General features: G+C 71.5%; 14 protein-coding genes and 1 riboswitch. Of the genes, 5 read left to right on the forward strand and 9 right to left on the reverse strand.

The genetic code is table 11. The features are described from left to right. Nucleotides 1-177 precede the first annotated feature (177 nt). Nucleotides 178-1,035, reverse strand: a complete 858-nt coding sequence (locus GA0070561_RS18340; RefSeq protein WP_091402343.1) for an ABC transporter permease — start codon at nucleotides 1,033-1,035, stop codon at nucleotides 178-180. A gap of 103 nt (nucleotides 1,036-1,138) precedes the next feature. Then, complete coding sequence (locus GA0070561_RS18345; protein WP_091402344.1) at nucleotides 1,139-2,170, reverse strand: ABC transporter substrate-binding protein; 1,032 nt, start codon at nucleotides 2,168-2,170, stop codon at nucleotides 1,139-1,141. Nucleotides 2,171-2,440: 270 nt separating this feature from the next. Between GA0070561_RS18345 and GA0070561_RS18350 the strand changes: the two genes are divergently transcribed. The 4 genes from GA0070561_RS18350 to GA0070561_RS18365 all read left to right on the forward strand — a co-directional run bounded on the left by GA0070561_RS18350 (nucleotide 2,441) and on the right by GA0070561_RS18365 (nucleotide 7,794). Further along, on the forward strand, nucleotides 2,441-3,226 hold the full coding sequence (locus GA0070561_RS18350) for an ABC transporter ATP-binding protein (protein WP_091402346.1): 786 nt from the start codon (nucleotides 2,441-2,443) through the stop codon (nucleotides 3,224-3,226). Nucleotides 3,227-3,228: 2 nt separating this feature from the next. Then, a complete protein-coding gene (locus tag GA0070561_RS18355; RefSeq protein WP_091402348.1) occupies nucleotides 3,229-4,179 on the forward strand; it encodes an LLM class F420-dependent oxidoreductase in 951 nt (316 codons plus the stop codon). Further along, nucleotides 4,176-4,484, forward strand: a complete 309-nt coding sequence (locus GA0070561_RS18360) for a cupin domain-containing protein (protein WP_091402349.1) — start codon at nucleotides 4,176-4,178, stop codon at nucleotides 4,482-4,484. Before GA0070561_RS18355 ends, GA0070561_RS18360 begins: the two co-directional genes overlap by 4 nt. A 76-nt stretch (nucleotides 4,485-4,560) precedes the next feature. Next, complete coding sequence (locus GA0070561_RS18365) at nucleotides 4,561-7,794, forward strand: hypothetical protein (RefSeq protein ID WP_141710398.1); 3,234 nt, start codon at nucleotides 4,561-4,563, stop codon at nucleotides 7,792-7,794. A gap of 145 nt (nucleotides 7,795-7,939) precedes the next feature. On the opposite strand, the gene thiC is transcribed toward GA0070561_RS18365, so the two are convergent. The 7 genes from thiC to thiE all read right to left on the reverse strand — a co-directional run bounded on the left by thiC (nucleotide 7,940) and on the right by thiE (nucleotide 13,888). Then, entirely contained in the window at nucleotides 7,940-9,532 is a 1,593-nt protein-coding gene (gene thiC, locus GA0070561_RS18370; RefSeq protein ID WP_091402353.1) for a phosphomethylpyrimidine synthase ThiC, read from the reverse strand. Between the two features lie 17 nt (nucleotides 9,533-9,549). Next, nucleotides 9,550-10,335 (reverse strand): bifunctional hydroxymethylpyrimidine kinase/phosphomethylpyrimidine kinase, encoded by a 786-nt coding sequence (gene thiD / locus GA0070561_RS18375; protein ID WP_091402354.1) that lies wholly within the window; start codon nucleotides 10,333-10,335, stop codon nucleotides 9,550-9,552. After that, nucleotides 10,332-11,066 carry a thiamine phosphate synthase gene (locus GA0070561_RS18380; RefSeq protein WP_091403523.1) on the reverse strand — a complete coding sequence of 245 codons (735 nt, stop codon included), beginning with the start codon at nucleotides 11,064-11,066 and terminating at the stop codon, nucleotides 10,332-10,334. Before GA0070561_RS18380 ends, thiD begins: the two co-directional genes overlap by 4 nt. 65 nt (nucleotides 11,067-11,131) lie before the next feature. Next, entirely contained in the window at nucleotides 11,132-11,911 is a 780-nt protein-coding gene (locus tag GA0070561_RS18385; RefSeq protein WP_091402356.1) for a thiazole synthase, read from the reverse strand. Further along, nucleotides 11,908-12,108: a sulfur carrier protein ThiS gene (gene thiS, locus GA0070561_RS18390; protein WP_091402358.1), complete on the reverse strand. Its 201-nt coding sequence runs from the start codon at nucleotides 12,106-12,108 to the stop codon at nucleotides 11,908-11,910. Before thiS ends, GA0070561_RS18385 begins: the two co-directional genes overlap by 4 nt. Then, nucleotides 12,099-13,268 (reverse strand): glycine oxidase ThiO, encoded by a 1,170-nt coding sequence (gene thiO / locus GA0070561_RS18395; RefSeq protein ID WP_091402360.1) that lies wholly within the window; start codon nucleotides 13,266-13,268, stop codon nucleotides 12,099-12,101. The genes thiS and thiO overlap by 10 nt, the downstream gene beginning before the upstream one ends. Continuing rightward, a complete protein-coding gene (gene thiE / locus GA0070561_RS18400; protein WP_091402362.1) occupies nucleotides 13,262-13,888 on the reverse strand; it encodes a thiamine phosphate synthase in 627 nt (208 codons plus the stop codon). The genes thiO and thiE overlap by 7 nt, the downstream gene beginning before the upstream one ends. Continuing rightward, nucleotides 13,883-13,992: riboswitch (TPP riboswitch) on the reverse strand. (Overlaps the previous gene by 6 nt.) Nucleotides 13,993-14,305: 313 nt before the next feature. Here thiE and GA0070561_RS18405 point away from each other — a divergent pair. Beyond that, the gene (locus tag GA0070561_RS18405) at nucleotides 14,306-20,137 is read left to right on the forward strand and encodes a ThuA domain-containing protein (RefSeq protein ID WP_091402363.1); all 5,832 of its coding nucleotides are present in this window, start codon (nucleotides 14,306-14,308) and stop codon (nucleotides 20,135-20,137) included. The last annotated feature ends 20 nt before the right edge of the window (nucleotides 20,138-20,157 follow it).

The following is a 20,157-nucleotide window of genomic DNA, read 5'->3' on the forward strand; positions in this document are numbered from 1 at the left end:
GGGCGGTCAGGCTTGATCCCTCCGCCGGGCACAGTCGGCCACACCCCTTGCGCCAGCAGCGTCGATGGAAAGGGCCGGCCTCCCAGTGGGAGGCCGGCCCTGCGCGTTTCTTGGTGTTGATCTTGGTGTTGATCTTGATCTGTGTCTTGGTGCTGCTCTGTGGTCTGTTCTGTTGGGTTAGCGGCTGCTGGTGGTTTCTCGCACCCAGGGGAGGGCGAACCGCTCGATCAGCAGGAGCGCCGAGTAGAGCAGGATGCTCACCAGCGCCACCAGCATGATCGCCGCCCAGGCGGTGGCGGCGTCGCCGATGCCGGCGTACTGCGTGATGACGTAGCCGAGGCCGCTCTCGCCGGCCTGGAACTCACCGATCACCGCACCGATCGCGGCCAGTGGCATGGCCACCTTGAGCCCGACGAAAATCTGCGGCAGCGCGGCCGGGAAGCGCACCTTGCGGAACGCCTGCCAGCGGGAGGCGTTCCAGGACCGCACCAGTTCGGCCAGGTCGGCCGGCGTGGTGGTCAACCCGGTCGCGGTGGAGAGCACGATCGGGAAGAAGCAGAGCAGGAACACCATGGTCAGGATCGGCTTCTGGCCCCAGCCGAGCGCCACCACCAGCAGCGGGCCCAGCGTGATCTTCGGCACCGCGTTCACCGCGACCAGCAGCGGCGTGAACATCCGCTCCACAGTGCGGGAACTGGCCAGCGAGAGCCCGATCAGCACACCGGCGGCCACCGACAGGGCGAAGCCGGTCAGGATCTCCAGCGTGGTGTCCCAGGTGTGCTCCAGCATCTGGGCGGGCTTGTCGACGAACGCGCTGAACACGTCGCCGGGCGGCGGCAGGGCGAAAGGGTGGACCAGTTCCAGCCGGGCGATCAGCCACCACGCCGCCAGCGCGACCAGGATGCCGACCGCGGGCAGCACGGCGTCGGCCCCGGCCCGAAGACCGGCACCTCGACCCGTGCGTCCCGCTTCGGGGCCGGCACCCGGGGGCGGGGGTTCCGCCACCGCCGGGTCCGCTGACCGGACGTCGGTCATCTCTGTCCTCCTCGAAACTCCACGGCCCGCCGGGGGCCGACGAGCGACGGGGGTACGCCCCACCGGGATCGGCGGGACGTACCCCCTGATGACGACCGGACGATCAGGCCTTCGGCGCGAGGCTGAAGTCGATGATCTGCTCGGGGGTGATGTTCTGCTTCAGCGCGCCGGCGCCCTGCAGGATGGCGATGCTCTTGGCGACCCGACCGCTGTCCAGGGTGCCGATCGCGGTGCCGGTGTTGCCGGAACGGACGTACGCGGCCATCAGCTCCAGCTCGGCGGCGGCGGAGACCGGGTTGGTGGCGTCGACGTTCTTCTTCAGGATGTCGGCGGCCTCCTTCGAGTTCGCCAGGCTGTACTCCAGGCCCTTGAGCAGCGCCGTGGTGAACTTCTTCACCATCTCGGGCTTCTCCTTGGCGATCTTGGAGGAGGTGATCAGCACGTTGCCGTAGAGGTCCTGCATCACGTTGCTGTACGGCAGCATGACTGCCTTCTTCTTGGCCACCGCCTCGATGGTCGGCTGACCGACGACGAACTGACCGATGCCGTCCACCGAGCCGGAGGCCAGCGTGCCGATCAGGTTCTGCGCCTCACCGTTGACCCAGGTCACCTTGGTCGCGTCCACCCCGGCGAGCCGGGCGTACGTCGGGAAGAGGTTGCGGACCACGGACCCGGGGGTGTCGGCGAGCTTCTTGCCCTCCAGGTCCTTCGGGGAGCTGATGTTCTTGCCCTCGACGGTGGCGATGCCCGCCATGGTGCGCTGCTGGATCGCGGCCACCGCGGTGAAGTCCTTGGCCTGGCCGTTGCCGAGCTGGAGCAGGCCGCCGGTGAGGTCGATCGGGCCGAAGTCGGCCTGGCCGCCGACGATGGTCTGGATCACGCCACCGGTGCCCTGACCAGCCTTGATCTCGACGTCGAAGCCGGCTTCCTTGAAGAAGCCCTTGTCCTTCGCCACCCAGGCGTAGGAGTCACGGCCGAAGTTACCGAACGAGGTGAGGTAGGTCACCTTCTCCAGCGTCTTGCCGTCGCCGCCCTTGGCATCGTCGGCCGAATCCGACCCGCTGCTGCAGGCGGAGACAAGGGCGAGGGCGGTGGCCAGCGCGGCCGTAGCGACCGTACGGGTCAGCCTTCTCATCAGTGCACCATGTCCTTTCCGACCGGGGCCGGCAGGCCACCGGAGGGGGTTGTCGTGACGGGCCGGCGGGAGGGGTGGAAGCCGGACGCCGCCGTCGTGGGGGGACTCTTCGCGGGCACAGCGTACGAGAAACCCACAGTTGCGACGCCAGGCGTATCGGGTTGCGGAACGGATACAACCTGACGACCACCCCAGCCGGTGTCATACCTCAACGGAGCAGTTAGCCTTTGTCGGATTCCTGACCGTCCACTCAGCGGAGGTACGCCGGAGATGATCCGACTGTCCGGGGTGTCCCGCACTTTCGAGGGCCGATCCGGCCGGGTGGAGGCGCTGCGCGGCATCAACCTCGACGTGGCCGAGGGCGAGTTCGTCGCCGTGCTCGGCCGCTCCGGCTGCGGCAAGTCCACACTGCTGCGGCTGATCGCCGGGCTGCTCCCGCTGAGCGCTGGCGAGATCACCGTCGCCGGTACGCCGATCACCCGCCCCCGCCAGGACATCGCCATGCTGTTCCAGAAGCCGGCGCTGCTGCCCTGGCGCACCGTGCTGGACAACGTCCTGCTGCCCGTGGAGATCTTCGGCTGGAGCCGCGCCAAGCACCGGGAGCGGGCCCAGCAACTGCTCGACGTCGCCGGGTTGGCCGGCTTCGAGAAGCGGCTGCCCCACGAGCTCTCCGGCGGCATGCAGCAGCGGGTGTCGCTGTGCCGGTCGCTGATCGGTGAGCCCCGGGTGATGCTGATGGACGAGCCGTTCTCCGCGCTGGACGCGCTCACCCGCGAGGAACTCTCCGGCGAACTCCAGCGGGTGCACATGGAGAACAAGCCGACCATCGTCTTCGTCACCCACTCGATCGACGAGGCGGTGCTGCTCGCCGACCGGGTGGTCGTGCTGAGCCCCCGCCCCGGCCGGATCCGCAAGGTCGTCGACGTGACCATCCCCCGGCCCCGCACCCTGGGCCGCAACGCCCACCTGGCTGACGTCGCCCAGGTCAGCGCCGACCTGCACGAACTGCTCATGGAACGCGAACAGCCGGCCACCGCCGGCGCGGAAGGACACTGACCATGCGGGTGTCGGTCTTCACCGAGCCGAACCGTGGCGCCAGCTACGACACCCAGCTCCGGTTCGCCCGGCTGGTCGAGGCCTGCGGCTACGAGGGCTTCCTCCGCGCCGACCACTACCAGTCGATGGGCGCCGACCCGGGCCTGCCCGGCCCCACGGACGCCTGGCTGACCCTTGCCGCGCTGGCCCGGGAAACCGAGCGGATCCGACTCGGCACCCTGGTGACGTCGGCCACGTTCCGCCTGCCCGGCCCCCTCGCGGTGATGGTCGCGCAGGTCGACCAGATGAGCGGTGGCCGGGTCGACCTCGGCATCGGCGCCGGCTGGTACGAGCGCGAGCACACCTCGTACGGAATCCCGTTCCCGGCGGTCGGCGAGCGCTTCGACCGGCTGGCCGAACAGCTTGAGGTGATCACCGGGTTGTGGAGAACCCCGCCCGGCGAGACCTACAGCTTCACCGGCGACCACTACCGTCTGGTGGACGCTCCCGCCCTGCCCAAGCCGGTGCAGGTGCCCGGCCCGCCGATCATCGTGGGCGGGCGTGGCCCCAAACGCACACCCGAACTGGCCGCCCGGTACGCCGACGAGTTCAACATGCCGTTCAAGTCCGTGCCCGCCACCGCCGAGGCGTACGACCGGGTGCGCGAGACGTGTGAGCGCACCGGACGGACGGAGTCCGGGCGCGCCCCGTTGGTGCTGTCCGCCGGGATCGTCGTCGCCATCGGCCGGACCGACGCGGAGGCCCAGCGTCGGGCCGCGCCCCTGCACGAGAAGAGCGCTCTGCCACCGGAGGACCCGGTGGTCGGCTCCCCCGCGCAGCTCGTGCAGCGGCTCGGTGAGTTCGCCGCGATCGGCACCACCCGGGTCCACCTGCGCCTGATCGACTTCGATGATCTCGACCACCTCGAGCTGATCGCCGCCGAGGTGCTGCCCCAACTGGACGGAGCACGATGAGCGACGTGATCGACGGAACCGAACTCGGACCGGTGGGCCAGGAGATCGTGTACGAGAACGACCGGGTCCGGGTCTGGCACATCCGCCTCGAGCCGGGTGAGCGGCAACCGCTGCACCGGCACGACCACCCCTACCTGGTGGTGGCGATCGAGGGCGCCAAGAACGTCGTACAGACCATCGACGGCACCCGGATCGACGCCGACGAGCCCACCGGCGGAGTGGTCTACCGGGACCCGGGCGCGGTGCACATGCTGACCAATGTCGGAGATACGACTTACCTGGCCCGGCTGGTCGAACTCAAGTAGACCCGCCGAGGGCCACCGGCGTGCCTCGCGGCGCGCCGGTGGCCATCGGGTGTACCAGGTGCGTAACGTGCCGGACATGGCCTTTCGGACCTGGGGCAGACTGCTGCTCACGGCGCTCGGGGTGAGCGTGCTGGCCGGAGCCGGCCAGCTCGGCGTCGCGTACGGTTTCGGCATCGTCCGCCTGACCGGCGCATTCACCGGTACGACCGTCAACCAGTGGCCGGCCCAGCTCGTCTGGGTGGGCTGGTTCGCCGCGAACGCGGCCGTCGCCGGCGCTGTCCTGACCGGACGCCTCGCTCGCCGCGACGCCCCAGCGGCCAGCACCGGCCGGCAGTTGGCGGTCGCCGGCGCGGCGGCGCTCGGCGCCACCGTCATCGCCCCGCTCTGCATGCAGCCCGCCCGCGCCGCGGAGCTGATCTCCGTTGACCCGGTCTGGGCGGTGGGCATCTGCGCCATGGTCGGTGCGGTGATCGGGGCGGGCGCGGCGATCGCCGTCCTGTTCCGGCCCGAGCTGGGATGGAACATGGCGGCCGTGGCCGGCGCGGTCTGGCTGCTGGCGCTGATCTCCGTCCTACCGTCGCTCGGCACGGCCGGCCCACTGCCGACCGTCCGGCTCGGCGTACTGGAGCCGAGCTGGCTCGACGACGCCGCCGCACAGCGGCTGGCGCTGCTACTGCTGCCCATCGTGGCGCTGCTGGCCGGCGCGGCGACCGCCGGGCTGGCTCGCTGGCGGGGCCAGGCGCCACTGGTCAGCGGGGCCACCGGGGTGGCCGGTCCGGTGCTGGTGGCGTTCGCCTACCTGACCGCCGGTCCGGGCGACGCGGTGGACCGCTACCAGACCGCCCCCTACTACGGCTCGTTGATCGCGATCCTCGCCGGAGCGCTCGGCGCGGCCGCCGCCGCGCTGCTGCGCTGGCCGACTGGCACCCGTACCGCCGATCCGCAGGCGATCGAGCCCACCGCCATCCTGCGCCCGCTGCCCGCCGGCCCGGCGCTGCCCGGCGCGGCGAACGACCGGGACAGCGCGGCGAACGACCGGGACGGCGCCGAGCGCACCGACACGGAGACGACCAACGCCGAGCTGGCCACCGTCACGAAGCCTGCCGGCGTCGTTGCGGGTCCGTGGGCGACGGGCGACCCCGATGCCGTACGCACCGTCCCGGCCCACTGGGACTGGCCGGAGACCACAGCGAGCGGACAGCACGGTCCGGCTTCCGCCACTGCGGCTCCCGCCCCGACTCCCGCCGTTCCGACTCCCGCCGCCCCGACTCAGCCCGCGGCCTGGGTGACCGCGCCGACCGGTGAGTTCACCGCCCCAGGGCAGACGCCCCAGCGCCACGATGATGTCCTGGCCACGACCGAGCCCTCGGCCGGCACCGACGCCAGCAACGTCACCGACGCCACCGCGACCGGCACCACGGCCGGACGCGCCGACGCCACGACCCCGACGGGCGGCCGAGCGGTCGACGAGCCGACCGGCAGCACTGCGACGGACACGAGCGGCAGCACGGCGACCAGCGGCAGGCCGACCGGTGGGCGCACCACCCGCAAGTCCGCCGCCACCCCGAGCGGCACTGGTGCACCCGGTTCCGGCACGACGGCCGCGACCAGCGCTCCGACCACCTCGGACGCGCCCACCCCCGCGACCGGCGGCACGGTCCGGACCAGCGCAGCCCCGACCAGCGCAGCCCCGACCAGTGCGGCCCCGACCAGCACGGGCAGCGGTACCGAGGCGACCAGCACAGCACCGACTGGCACGGACGCTCCCAGTCCCGCCGCCACGGCCTCGACGGGCACGGGGTCAGGTACGAGCACGGAGGCGAGCAGCGCGGGCACTGCCGACCACGGTGCGCCCGAGGCGCCGCTGACGATCAAGCCGCGACGCGGCCGTAAGTCGAAGGCCAACCCGGACACCACCGCCTCCGATGCGGCTGACGACACGTCCCCTGCCGGTTCGGCAACCACCAGCGAGACGACCACCAACGAGACGACCACTCGCGAGACGACCACCGACGCAACGGCCACCCGCGAGACGACCACCGGCCGCGCCACGAAGGGCAACCGGCCGGGCAGGTCCGCCGACAGCACCGCCTCCGACGCGGCCACCGACACTCCGGCGCCCAGCCGGGGAAGCCTGGGTAAGCGGTCGAGTTCGCCCTCCGAGGTCGCCTCGGCTGCTACCTCCGGCACGGCAGCAGCCCGGACCACCGCTCCCGGCGCGACGCGAGCACCTGCCACGCCCGCCACCGGCTCAAAGCGAGCACCGGCCGCCTCGACGACCGCCGAAACCAGCGTGACACAGGGGCCCGCGAACCCGGAGCCCTCGACCACGCCAACCGACGACGCACAGACCCCGGCCACGGCAACCGACGACGCACAGACCCCGGCCACCGGGACCGGGGCGACACCAGCATCGACCACCGCAACCGGCGCGACGCGAGCAGCGGCGGCGCCGACCACAGCGCCCGGCCAGGTTGGCGCGGACGCCATCTCGCGCGTCGCGAAGGCCGGCACGGGCAGCAAGGCAGCACCGGCCGACGCGAGCAGCGATTCCGCAATCGCCGGGGCTCGCGGCACCGACAGCGCGCGGCCCGCCGCCGAGGACCTTCCCACCGCCGGGTTGTTCGGGCCCCCCGCCGCCAGTGACCAGGACACGGACCGGTGGACGCCCGCGCCGTCGGCCTGGCCGGTCACCTCGACGTGGACGGTGCCACCGCAGGCCTCCGAGCCGGAGGCAACGGCATCGGAGGGGTCGAGCAGGCCCGACGAGCCGACCGGACCGACGCCCAGGCCCCGCCATCGGGCACCGTTGCCGGACCTGAGCCGGGCCGGCACCTGGAACGCGTTCGACACCTCTCGGCGCCCCGGGTCGGCGGGATCGCAGGACAGCTCGACGGCACGGACAGCGCCGACCGAAGCCGGCGAGACGACCGGTCCGGCCGAACACCCGGGCCGGCCGGAGTTCCCGGGCACGGTGGGCGCGCCCTCCGGTGCCGCCGCCACCAGCGCCACCGGCACCGGCACCGGCGATGTGGTGGCTACCGACGCCACGTCGGCAAATCCGACGCACCCGAAGGTGGCAGAGCAGCCCTCCCGGCGAGGACGGCTCGGCGGGCTGTTCCGCCGCAACCGGTCCCGCGCCGACGAGGAAAGCCCGAAGACGTCGGATGAAGCGGAGCCGCTGGCGTCCCAGGACGAGGAATTCGTCGACTGGGTCGCCGGTCTGAGCAAGCCGGTGTCGGACAACGAGCCTGAGCAGGAGAACGGCCGCCGGTCGTTGCGCTCCACCGGTCGACACCACCGCGACTGACCCACCGCGACTGACCCGCACCACGCAGCGCATCGACGCACCGACCGGTCGCTTGATCGACTCGGGTTCACTGATGTCGGGCTATCCCACACGACCGGACACCCCGACATCAATGAACCCGAGTCGATCACCCTGCGTGGGTGGGTCAGGCGAGCGGTAGGTAGACCCGGCTCCCGCCGGAGACGAACTCCTCCGACTTGTCCTTCATGCCGCGTGCCGCGTACTCCTTGAGCTCTTGGGTGATCTTCATGGAGCAGAACTTCGGGCCGCACATCGAGCAGAAGTGCGCGGTCTTCGCCGGCTCCGCGGGCAGGGTCGCGTCGTGGTACGAGCGCGCCGTCTCCGGGTCCAGCGAGAGGTTGAACTGATCCTCCCAGCGGAACTCGAACCGCGCCTTGGACAGGGCGTCGTCCCAGGCCTGCGCGCCGGGGTGCCCCTTGGCCAGGTCCGCCGCGTGCGCCGCGATCTTGTACGCGATCACGCCCGCCTTCACGTCGTCCCGGTCGGGCAGGCCGAGGTGCTCCTTGGGCGTGACGTAGCAGAGCATCGCGGTGCCGAACATGCCGATCATCGCGGCGCCGATCGCCGAGGTGATGTGGTCGTACGCGGGCGCGATGTCGGTGGTCAGCGGACCGAGCGTGTAGAAGGGTGCCTCGTGGCACCACTCCTGCTGAAGGTCCACGTTCTCCTTGATCTTGTGCATCGGTACGTGACCGGGGCCCTCGATCATCACCTGGACGTCGTACGCCCAGGCGATCTTCGTCAGCTCACCGAGCGTCCGCAGCTCGGCGAACTGCGCCTCGTCGTTGGCGTCCGCGATCGAGCCGGGGCGTAGCCCGTCGCCGAGGGAGAACGTCACGTCGTAGCGCGCGAGCAGCGCGCACAACTCCTCGAAGTTGGTGTAGAGGAAGTTCTCCTCGTGGTGCGCCAGGCACCACGCCGCCATGATCGAGCCGCCTCGGGACACGATCCCGGTCACCCGGTCCACCGCCAGCGGCACGTACGGCAGGAGCACTCCGGCGTGCACAGTCATGTAGTCCACGCCCTGCTCGGCCTGCTCGATCACGGTCTCCCGGAACACCTCCCAGCTCAACTTCACCGGGTCGCCGCCGACCTTCTCCAGCGCCTGGTAGATCGGCACCGTCCCGATCGGCACCGGCGAGTTCCGCACGATCGCCTCACGGGTCTCGTGGATCCGCTTACCCGTGGACAGGTCCATCACGGTGTCCGCGCCCCAGCGGGTGGCCCAGGTCAGCTTCTCCACCTCCTCCGCGACCGACGAGCTGACCGCCGAGGTGCCGATGTTGGCGTTCACCTTGACCAGGAACGCCTTACCGATGATCGCCGGCTCGCACTCCGGGTGGTTGACGTTGAGCGGGAGCACCGCCCGACCGGCGGCGATCTCGGCCCGCACGAGTTCCGGTTCGACGTTCTCCCGGATCGCCACGAACTCCATCTCCGGTGTCACCACACCGGCCCGCGCGTACGCGAGCTGGGTGGGCCGACGACCGTCCACCCCGGCGAGTGGCGTGCCCGCACCCCGTACCGGGGCCACGTCACCCCGCTCGGCGATCCACTGCCCGCGCAGCGGCGGCAGCCCCACCTCCGGGTCCGAACCAGGGCCGGACGTGTCGTAGAGCCGCACCGGCGGCAGGTCCCCGGTCAGCCCCACCTCCGCGAACGGCACCCGGACATCCGGCCGCGAACCCTCGACGTACACCTTGCCTCGTGCGTGCATGACAGCCTCCCTGGTGATCAAGCGGACCAGCCGAAGTGGTTCAGCGGTCCGCGCCCCGCGCCCAGCTCCCAGCCCCGCGCGCCGGTCAGCGCACGGAGCACGTACTCCTTGGCGGCCCCCACGGCGGCCGGCACCGGATCGCCCAGACCGAGCCGCACCGCGATCGCCGCCGAGAACGAGCACCCGGTGCCGTGGGTGTGCCGGGTGGTCACCCGGGGTGCGCGCAACACTGTGGTGACGCCGCCGCCGTGCAGCACGTCGACCGCCTCGCCCCCGTCCAGGTCACCGCCCGTGACCACCACGTACTCCGGGCCGCCGGCCACCAGGGCCTCGGCGGCGACGACCATCGCGGCCACGTCGTCGACCGGGCGTCCGGTGATCGCCGCGGCCTCCGCGCAGTTCGGGGTCGCCACAGTGGCGTACGGCAGCAGCCGCTCCACCGCGCCCACCACGCCGAGCCGGTGACCGCTCGTGGCGACGAGCACCGGGTCGACGACGAGTTGAGGCAGCCGGCCGTCCCGGGCGGCCTCGGCCACCACGTCCGCGATCGCCGGGGTGCCGAGCATCCCCGTCTTCACGGCGCAGACGGTGAAATCGGTGAGCACGCTGTCCAACTGCTCGGTGACAGTGCGCGGGGGCAGCGGCAGCACCGCGTCGACACCCCGGGTGTTCTGCGCGGTGACCGCCGTGAGGACGCTTGTGCCGTAGGCACCCAGCGCGGCGAAGACCTTGAGGTCGGCCTGGATGCCTGCGCCGCCGCCGGAGTCCGAGCCGGCGATGGTGAGGATGGTTCGGGGGGTCATGGTTCTTCCCTGGTTGCGGTTTGGGGCTGCGGCCGACCGTGCCCACTCCGGGCGGTCAGGCTTGATCCCTGCGTGGGCACGGTCGGCCGCAGCCCTGACGTGGAGACCTTGGTGACCCCGCGCCGGGTTTGGGTCAGCACAGGGGTGACCGCCTCGACATACGCGCTGGTCAGACTCGCTGCTGTTTCGGTGGGGTCTTCGGCTCGCATGAGTGCGCCGAGCACTGCTACCCCGACGGCTCCCGCCTGGACGCAGGCGGTTACCTGTTCTGGGGTCTCGACCCCGCCCAGGGCCAGCAGGGGTATCGGGCTGGCGCGCACCAGGCTGCCCAGCCCCGCAATGTCCAGGGGTGGGCCGTAACCCGGTTTGGTCTTTGTGGGCCAGACCGGGGAGATCGTGGCGTAGTGCTCGGTGGTCAGGCGGTCCAGCTCGGGTTGGTGGTGGCAGGAGCGGCCAACCAGGCCGTGGGGCGGCGGTGGGTACGGGCCGGCGGCGGGCAGGTGCACGGCGTCACCGCCGAGTGGGTCGGGGCCGGCCACGATGAGGGTTCCGCCGACGTCGGCGAGGATCGCGCGCAGGTCGGCGGCGAGGGCGGCGCGTTCGGCGCGCGGCAGGTCCTTCTCCCGCAGCACCACCCAGCGCACTCCCCCGGCCACAGCTCCCGCGATAGCCAGGTCGAGCCGAGCGCGAGCGACCAGCCGATCGGTAAGAACAACAACCCCAGACGGGATCTTGGAAGGAATGGGCCTTTCCAGGGGCAGATTGCTTCCAAGATCTGCGGGCGGCACCAACCCGGTCACAGCTCGGGTCTTCCCTCGTCGGGGGTGGAGGCGAGCGCGTGGAAGCGGCGGGCGATCCGGCCCGCGCCGGCCGCCAGTCGGCCCGCCTCCACCGCGTACCGCATCGCCGTGGCCATCGCCACCGGATCGGCCGCCCGGGTGACAGCACTCGCCAGCAGCACCCCGTCACAGCCCAGCTCCATGGCCAGCGCCGCGTCGGACGCGGTGCCGATGCCGGCATCGAGGATCACCGGCACGTCCACACCCTGCCGGATGAGTCGAATGTGGTGCGGGTTGCCGATGCCGAGCCCCGAACCGATCGGGGAGCCGGCCGGCATCACCGCGGCGCAGCCGACGTCGGCGAGACGGCGGGCGAGCACCGGGTCGTCGCTGGTGTACGGCAGCACGGTGAAGCCGTCGGAGACCAACTCCTCGGCGGCGCGGAGCAGCTCCACCCCGTCGGGCAGCAGCGTCCGCTCGTCGCCGATCACCTCCAGCTTGACCCAGTCGGTGTCGAACGCGTCCCGGGCCAACCGGGCCACCTTCACCGCCTCGGTTGCGGTGTGGCAGCCGGCGGTGTTCGGCAGCAGGCGTACGCCGCACCGGTCCAGCAGCTCCAGCAGCCCACCGGTCGAGCCTGGTGCCGTGCCCACCCGGCGCAGCGCCAGTGTGACCAGCTCGGTGCCGGACGCCCGGATCGCCTGCTCCAGGACGTGCAGGTTCGCGGCACCGCCGGTGCCGAGGATCAGCCGTGAGGTGAAGGTCTCCCCACCCAGCTCGAAGGGCACGCCGCTCACCCGCCCTGCGCCGCGGTGAGCACTTCGACCCGATCACCGTCGCGCAGTGCCCGCGCCGGCCAGCCGGTCCGGGGCACCACCTCGCCGTTGACCGCGACCGCCACCCCACGCGGCTCCGCCACGATGTCGCGGACCAGGTCCGCCACTGACGCGCCTACGGCGACGCTGCGCCCGGCCCCGTTCACCGTCAACTCCACAGGTCCCCCTCCAACGTCGGTTCAGGTCCGCCCGACGCGGCCACCGCGGCGGCACCGCCGAAGCGGTCGGCCCGGAAGGGCGCGAGCAGCGGGTCGGGTATGCCGCCGAGCACCAGGTCGGCGATCAGGTCGGCGGTGATCGGGGTGAGCACGATGCCGTGCCGGTGGTGCCCGGTGGCGGCCAGGACGTCCGGTCGGTCGGGCAGCGGCCCGAGGATCGGCGCGTTGTCCGGGGTGCCCGGGCGCAGCCCGGCGACCGCCTCGACCAGGTCGTACTCGGCCAACTCAGGCAGCAGGTCGACCCCGGCGCGCAGCAGCCGTTGCACAGCACCGGCGGTGACAGTGGTGTCCGAGCGCTCCTCGACCGTCGCGCCGAGCACGACCTCACCGTCGGCTCGGGGCACCAGGTAGACGTGCTCGCCGTCGGCGTACCCCCGGATCACGTGCCGGAAGCCCGGCGCGACGCCGTCGGGCGCGCGGAGCCGGAGGATCTGGCCCTTCACCGGCCGCACGGGCAGGCCGGTGAGCGCGGCGGCCCCGCAGCCGGCGGCGACCACGGTAACCGGCGCGTCCACATCGGACAGCATCCGGACCGGCTGCGGCACGAGCACCGCGCCGGCCCGCTGCGCGGCCGTGCGCAGCGCCGGCACCAGCAGCCGGGGGTCGACCTGATGGTCGGTGGGCGCGAGCGCGCCGCCGCGCACCCGTGGGGCGAGCGCCGGTTCGCGGTCGCGCAGCTCACTGGGGCGCAGCGGCGTCACGGGCAGGCCCAACCCCTGCTGGTACGCCCACAGCCGGCGCGCCTCGGCCAGGTCGTCGCCGGTGAGCCCGACCATCAGGGTGCCCTCGGTCCGGTAGCCGATCTCGACTCCGGTCGTCTCGGTCAGCTCGGCGGCGAACGCCGGCCAGCGGGCGGCGGACGCCAGCAGCAACCCGGTCAGCTGCCGCTCACCGAAGTACGCCTCGGCGACCGGGGAGAGCATGCCGGCGGCCACCGCCGACGCCCCCGAGCCGGGTGCCGGATCGTGCACCACCACCCGCAGCCCACGCGCGGCGCAACGCCAGGCGATCGCCAGCCCGATCGGCCCCGCCCCCACCACTGCCACGTCCGGCCGGACCTGGTCGCTCGACGGCGGTGACGGGGACCGGCCGGTCAGCACGTCAGGGCCTCGATCAGCTCGGCGGTTGCCCGTGCCGGGTCGGCTGCGGCGGAGACGGCACCGACCACCGCCACCCCGTACGCCCCGGCAGCCCGCAGCGCCGGCACCCGGGCGGCGGTCACTCCGCCGATCGCGATGACCGGAACGTCGACGGCGTCGACGACGGCGCGTACCCCGGCGGGCCCGATGGGGTCCGGCAGGCCGGTCTTGGTGCTGGTGGTGTGACACGGCCCGACGCCCAGGTAGCTGGCGCCCGCCGCGACGGCCTCGCGCGCCGGGCCCGGCGCGCGAGCGGTGGCGCCCAGCACACCGGTGGGGCCGAGCACCCGACGGGCGGCGGCGACCGGCAGGTCGTCGGCGCCGACGTGCCCACCGGCGGCGCCCACCGCCAGCGCCACGTGTAACCGGTCGTTGACCAGGCAGGTCGCCTGGTACGACGCGCAGAGCGCGAGCACCCGCCGGGTCAGGTCGTACGCCTCGCGGTCGGTGGCGGAATCCTCGACCCGGACCTGCACCACCAGGTCGGCGTGGGCCACGGTGAGGGCGGCGCGAACCACGGCGAGTGGGTCGCGACCTTCTCGGGTGTCGGTGATGAGATGCAATCGCCCCAGGGACGGCACGGCAACGCTCCTCCCTGCGCCGGCATTACCCGGATCAGGTTCGACGGTCGGGGGCTGTCAGCCCCCCTCTCAGCCCGGTACACCGGGCTCCCGTGGGTTACTTGCGTGTCACCGTACGACAGATCCGCCGGCCTGCCAAGGCGCGGGGTCGGCGGTGGCCGGCCGGCCGGGCCGCGTCAAAACGAGCGAGATCCAATGGGGCACTTCATACGGTCCTGTTCGGAATGTCGCCCCCCGTTGCAGAACCGTTACCCGTCCGCATCTTGCCCGACATCGAGCGAGCCGAATTAATTTGTTCAGCGATTCGACAAAATGTCGGTGGGGGCACCCTGGCACGGTGTGACCACCGGCTCCATCAGGGACGGCCTTCGGCGAGCCGACTCCCGCGAGCTCTGTCACTACGACACAGGAGGCGGCGTGTCCCGTTCTCGTCGTGCCCGCTTACCCATCACCGCAACCCTGATCTCCCTGGCCATGGCCTCGACCACCCTGTTCGGCGCGCCCGCGCAGGCGGCCGCCCAGGTTCCCCCACGGGATGCGAAAGCCGCAGCCCCGGTCAGCCAGGTGGCGCCGAAGGCGCCAAAGGCCGCGGCCGATCCCTTCTCCGTCCTCGTCTTCTCCAAGACCGCCGGCTTCCGGCACGACTCCATCCCCACCGGCATCGCCGCCATCCAGCAACTCGGCGTCGACAACGGATTCACAGTGGACAACTCCGAGGACGGCGCCGCATTCAACGACGCCAACCTGGCGAAGTACAAGGCGGTGATCTGGCTCTCCACCACCGGTGACGTGCTCAACGCCGACCAGCAGGCCGCGTTCGAGCGCTACGTGAAGGCCGGTGGCGGCTACGTCGGCATCCACGCCGCGTCGGACACCGAGTACAGCTGGGCCTGGTACGGCGACCTGGTCGGCGCGTACTTCGCCAACCACCCGCAGAACCAGCAGGCCACGGTCAAGGTGGAGGACCACGCCCACCCGTCCACGGCCGGGTTGCCGGACCGGTGGTCCCGGTTCGACGAGTGGTACAACTACCAGACCAACCCCCGGCCGGACGTGCACGTGCTGGCCAGCCTGGACGAGAAGAGCTACACCGCCGGTGCCGGCGCGATGGGTGCGGACCACCCGATCGCCTGGTGCCAGGACTACGACGGTGGCCGCTCCTGGTACACCGGCGGAGGGCACACCCGGGAGTCGTACGCCGAGCCCGAGTTCCTCTCCCACCTGCTCGGCGGCATCCGCACCGCGGCCGGTGTCGAGAACGCCGACTGCGGCGCCTCGAAGACCTCGAACTTCGAGAAGGTCACGCTGGACAGCAACACCAGCAACCCGATGGAGCTGGACGTCGCGCCCGACGGGCGGGTCTTCTACATCGAGCGCGACGGTCGCGTGCAGATCGTGAAGCCGGACACCGGCAACACCGTCACCGCCGTCGACCTGGACGTCTTCACCGGTAACGAGGACGGCCTCATCGGCATCCGGCTCGACCCGGACTTCGCCACCAACAAGTGGGTGTACCTGTACTACGCCCCGAACGACGGGGTCACCCGCAACCTGCTGTCCCGGTTCACGGTGACCGGCGACACCATCGACCTGGCCAGCGAGAAGCAGGTGCTACGGGTCGACACCCAGCGCAACACCTGCTGCCACGCCGGCGGCAGCATGGCCTTCGATGGCGACGGCAACCTCTACCTGGCCACCGGTGACAACACCAACCCGTTCGAGTCGAACTCGTACTCGCCGCTCGACGAGCGGTCGGGCCGCCAGGACTACGACGCGCAGCGCACCTCCGCCAACACGAACGACCTGCGCGGCAAGGTGATCCGGATCCACCCGGAGGACGACGGGACGTACACCGTTCCGGCGGGCAACCTCTTCGCGGCGGGCACCGAGAAGACCCGTCCCGAGATCTACGCGATGGGCTTCCGCAACCCGTTCCGGATCGGCACCGACCCGAAGACCAACACGCTGTACGTCGCGGACTACGGACCGGACGCCAACGCGGACAACCCGAACCGGGGTCCCCGCGGTCTGGTCGAGTGGAACGTCGTCACCCCGGGCAACTACGGCTGGCCGTACTGCACGGGCACGAACGAGGCGTACAACGACTACACGTTCCCGTCCGGCCCGAGCGGTCCGAAGTTCGACTGCGCGGCGCCGGTGAACAACTCGCCCAACAACACCGGCCTGACCAACCTCCCGCCGGTGGTCCCGGCGACCGTCGACTACGGGTACGCCGGTGACGCGCGTTACCCGGAGATCGGTGGCGGCGGCGCCCCGATGGGCGGCCCGGTCTACCGCTACGACGCCGACCTGAACTCGAACCGCAAGTGGCCGGCGTACTACGACGGCAAGGCTCTGCTCGGCGAGTGGAACCAGAACAAGATGTACACCATGCAGCTGACCCCCGACGGCAAGTCGTTGGTGGACATCAACCAGCTGCTCACCGGCATGAGCATGGTCCGGCCGATGGACTTCGAGTTCGGCCCGGACGGGGCGCTGTACCTGATCGAGTGGGGCAGCGGCTTCGGCGGCAACAACGACAACTCGGGCGTCTACCGGATCGACTACACCGCCGGTGACCGCGCCCCGATCGCCGCGGCGTCCGCCAACCCGACCTCGGGTCCGGCGCCGTTGACGGTGACCTTCTCCAGCGCCGGTTCCCGGGACCCGGACGGTGGCACGCTCACCTACGCCTGGACGTTCGGCGACGGGCAGACCTCGACCGAGGCCAACCCGACCCACACGTACGCCACGGCGGGCAACTACACCGCCCAGCTCACCGTCACCAACCCCAAGGGCCGGACCGCGGTGGCCAACGTACCGGTCACCGTGGGCAACACCGCGCCGACGGTCTCCATCGAGTTCCCACCGGACGGCGGCTTCTTCAACTGGGGTGACCAGGTCCGCTACTCGATCAAGGTGACCGACCCCGAGGACGGGCAGATCGACTGTGACCGGGTGCAGCTTCAGGTGCTGCTCGGTCACGACGAGCACGCCCACCCGCTGGAGCAGCACACCGGCTGCACCGGCACCGTCCAGACGTCGCTCGCCTCCGGGCACGGCGCCGAGGCGAACGTCTTCGCGGTCTTCGAGGCGACCTACACCGACGAGGGTGGTGCCGGCGGCGCCGGTGCGCTGACCGGTCGGCAGATCGAGGTCCTCCAGCCGAAGCAGAAGCAGGCCGAGTACTTCACCGCCACCGGGCGTGCCCCGGTGAGCACCGGCGGTGGCGACCCGGGCGTGCAGCGGGAGGCCGGCGCCGACACCGCCGGTGGCGGCCAGAGCATCGCGTTCATCGAGGACGGTGACTGGTGGTCGGTCGCTCCGGCGAACCTGACCAACATCACCGAGATCCGCTTCCGGGCCGCCTCCGCCGCCGCTGGCGGTCGGATCGAGGTTCGCGCGGGTGCGGTTGACGGACCGGTGGTCGCCACGGCCGTCGTACCGTCGACCGGCGCGTGGCAGACGTACACGGACGTGAGCGCACCGGTCACCGGCGCCGCGAGCGGCTCGCTGTACTTCGTGGCCCGCGACCCGAACGGCGGAACGGGTTCGCTGTTCAACGTCAACTGGATGGACTTCGTCGGCCGCGGTGTCACCGAGAACGGGCCGCCGGTGGTCAGCGCCACGGCCACCCCGGCCACCGGCACCGCACCGGTCACCGTCGCCTTCGACGGCACGGCCACCGACGCCGAGGGCGACACCCCGTTGACGTACGCCTGGGACTTCGGTGACGGAGGCTCGGCGACCACACTGGACGCCAGCCACACCTACACCAGCCCGGGCACCTTCACGGCCACCCTCACGGTGACCGACAGCAAGGGCGCCAAGTCGTACGCCACAGTGCCGGTGCGGGTCGACGCGCCGGACACGTCCTGCTTCGGGGCGCGTTCGGACGACTTCAACGGCAACAGCCTCGACAAGGAGCGCTGGACCAGTGTCGTCCGGGAGAACCAGCTCTACTCGCTCAGTGGCGGCGCACTGCGGCTGCCCACCGGCGTGGGTGACCTCTACGGCGCTCGCAACGACGCCACCAACCTGGTGCTCCAGGCGGCTCCGACCGGCGCCTGGGAGATGACCACCAAGGTCACCCTGCCGGTGACTGCCAACTACCAGCAGGCCGGCCTGCTGGTGTACGGCGACGACGACAACTACGCCAAGGTGGACCTGCTGTACAACGGCAGCCGGCGGGTGGAGTTCATCCGGGAGACGGCGGCCACGCCTCGCAACGAGGCCGCCGACGCCACCAACGCACCGGCGGGTGACACCGTGTACCTGCGGATCACCAGCGACGGGACGAACCTGACCGCGTCCGCCTCGGGCGACGGGCAGACCTTCACCCCGGTCGGCCGTTCGGCAGCGCTCGCCGGCATCACCAACCCGAGGATCGGGGTCTTCGCGCTCAACGGAGGCACCGAGGCGCCGGTTGTCGATGCCGCGTTCGACTCGTTCCAGGTCACGCCGGACGCTCCGGCCGGCCCGGTCGACCCGTCGGACGAGTTCACCGGCAGCACGCTCGACAAGTGCCGGTGGGACGCCGTGACGCGGGAGGACCCCAGCGGTTACCGGGTCACCGATGGCGCGTTGCGGATCGACGTGCCCAACGGTGACATCTACGGCACCGACAACACCGGGCCGAAGAACTTCATCCTTCAGACCGCGCCGTCCGGCGACTGGACCCTGGAGACGAAGGTCGACGGCAGCCTGCTGAACGAGCAGTACCAGCAGGCCGGTCTGCTCGTGCAGGCGGACGACGACAACTACCTGAAGCTCGACTTCATCGCGGACAACCAGGCCGGCCAGGCGGTGACGCGGCGGATCGAGTTCCGCAGCGAGATCGCCGGGGTGGTCCAGAACCCGCAGCCCGAGGCGGGCAACCTGACCTCGGCGGTGTGGCACCTGCGGCTGGCCCGCACGGGCGACACGTTCACCGCGTCGTACTCGGCCGACGGGACGACCTGGACCGCGTTGACGGCGCTGACCAACAGCGCGGTCGGGGCCACCCCGAAGGTCGGGCTGTTCACCCTCGGTGCCAACCAGACGGCGTCGAAGACCGCCTCGTTCGACTACTTCCGGCTCAGCACGAAGGTGGCCGACGAGACGGCGCCGGTGACCACCGCGGCGGTTTCCGGCACCCCGACCGACGGGTGGCACACCGGGCCGGTGACGATCACGCTCACCGGTGCCGACGAGGCCGGCGGTAGCGGCCTCGCCGGTACGGAGTACCAGCTGGACGGGGCCACCACCTGGACGGCGTACACCGCTCCGGTGGCGGTCAGCGGGGACGGCGAGCACGAGCTCCGGTTCCGCTCGACGGACAAGGCCGGCAACGTGGAGGCGACCAAGACCGTCTCGGTCAAGATCGACGCCACCGCGCCGGTGACCTCGGCGACGTTCGCTCCGGCGAACGACGCCGGTTGGCACAACGGGACCATCCCGGTCGTGCTGGCCGCTACCGACGCCGGTTCCGGCGTCAAGACGGTGGAGTGGTCGCTGGACGGTGGTGCGTGGGCCTCGTACTCGACGCCGATCGAGGTGACCGGTGACGGGCAGCACGAGCTGCTGTTCCGCTCGGCGGACAAGGCGGGCAACGTCGAGACGCTGAAGTCGGCGGTGCTGCGCATCGACGGCACCAAGCCGACGCTGCTGGTGTCCGGGCTGGCCGACGGCCAGCTCTACGGCGACAGCCAGGACGTCCGGGTGGCCTGGCAGGCCGTCGACCCGACCTCGGGCATCGCGAGCGTGGTCGGTCAGCTCGACGGCCAGGCGTACACCAGTGGCACCCTGCAGGCCATGTACGACCTGTCGCTCGGCCTGCACGAACTGACCGTTACCGCGACCGACAAGGCGGGCAACAAGACCACCTCGACGGTCCGGTTCTTCGTCACCACCTCGTTCCGGGACATGCAGAGTCTGCTGGACCGGTTCAAGGCGACGGGGCGGCTCTCGACCAAGGCGCACAAGCAGCTGTCGAACAAGCTCGACGCTGTTCGCGCCTCCGAGGCGGCCGGCGACGACAAGGCTGCCGTCCGGCAGCTGACCGCGTTCCGGACGCTCGCCAGCGACGCCACGCTGGTGCCCGAGGCGGAGGTCCGGGACGTCCTGATCCGGGACGCCGACGCCATGATCGTTCGGCTCGGCGGCGCGGCCAGCAAGGCCGGGGTCAAGGCGAACGGCGGCGACTCGGTCAAGGGCACCGGGCGGCTCGGTGGCGATGCCACCCGGCTGGCACCCGGTCGCCAACTCTGATCCGACGAGGCCCCTTCCCG

This window comes from Micromonospora saelicesensis, from assembly GCF_900091575.1.
GTDB lineage: Bacteria > Actinomycetota > Actinomycetes > Mycobacteriales > Micromonosporaceae > Micromonospora > Micromonospora saelicesensis.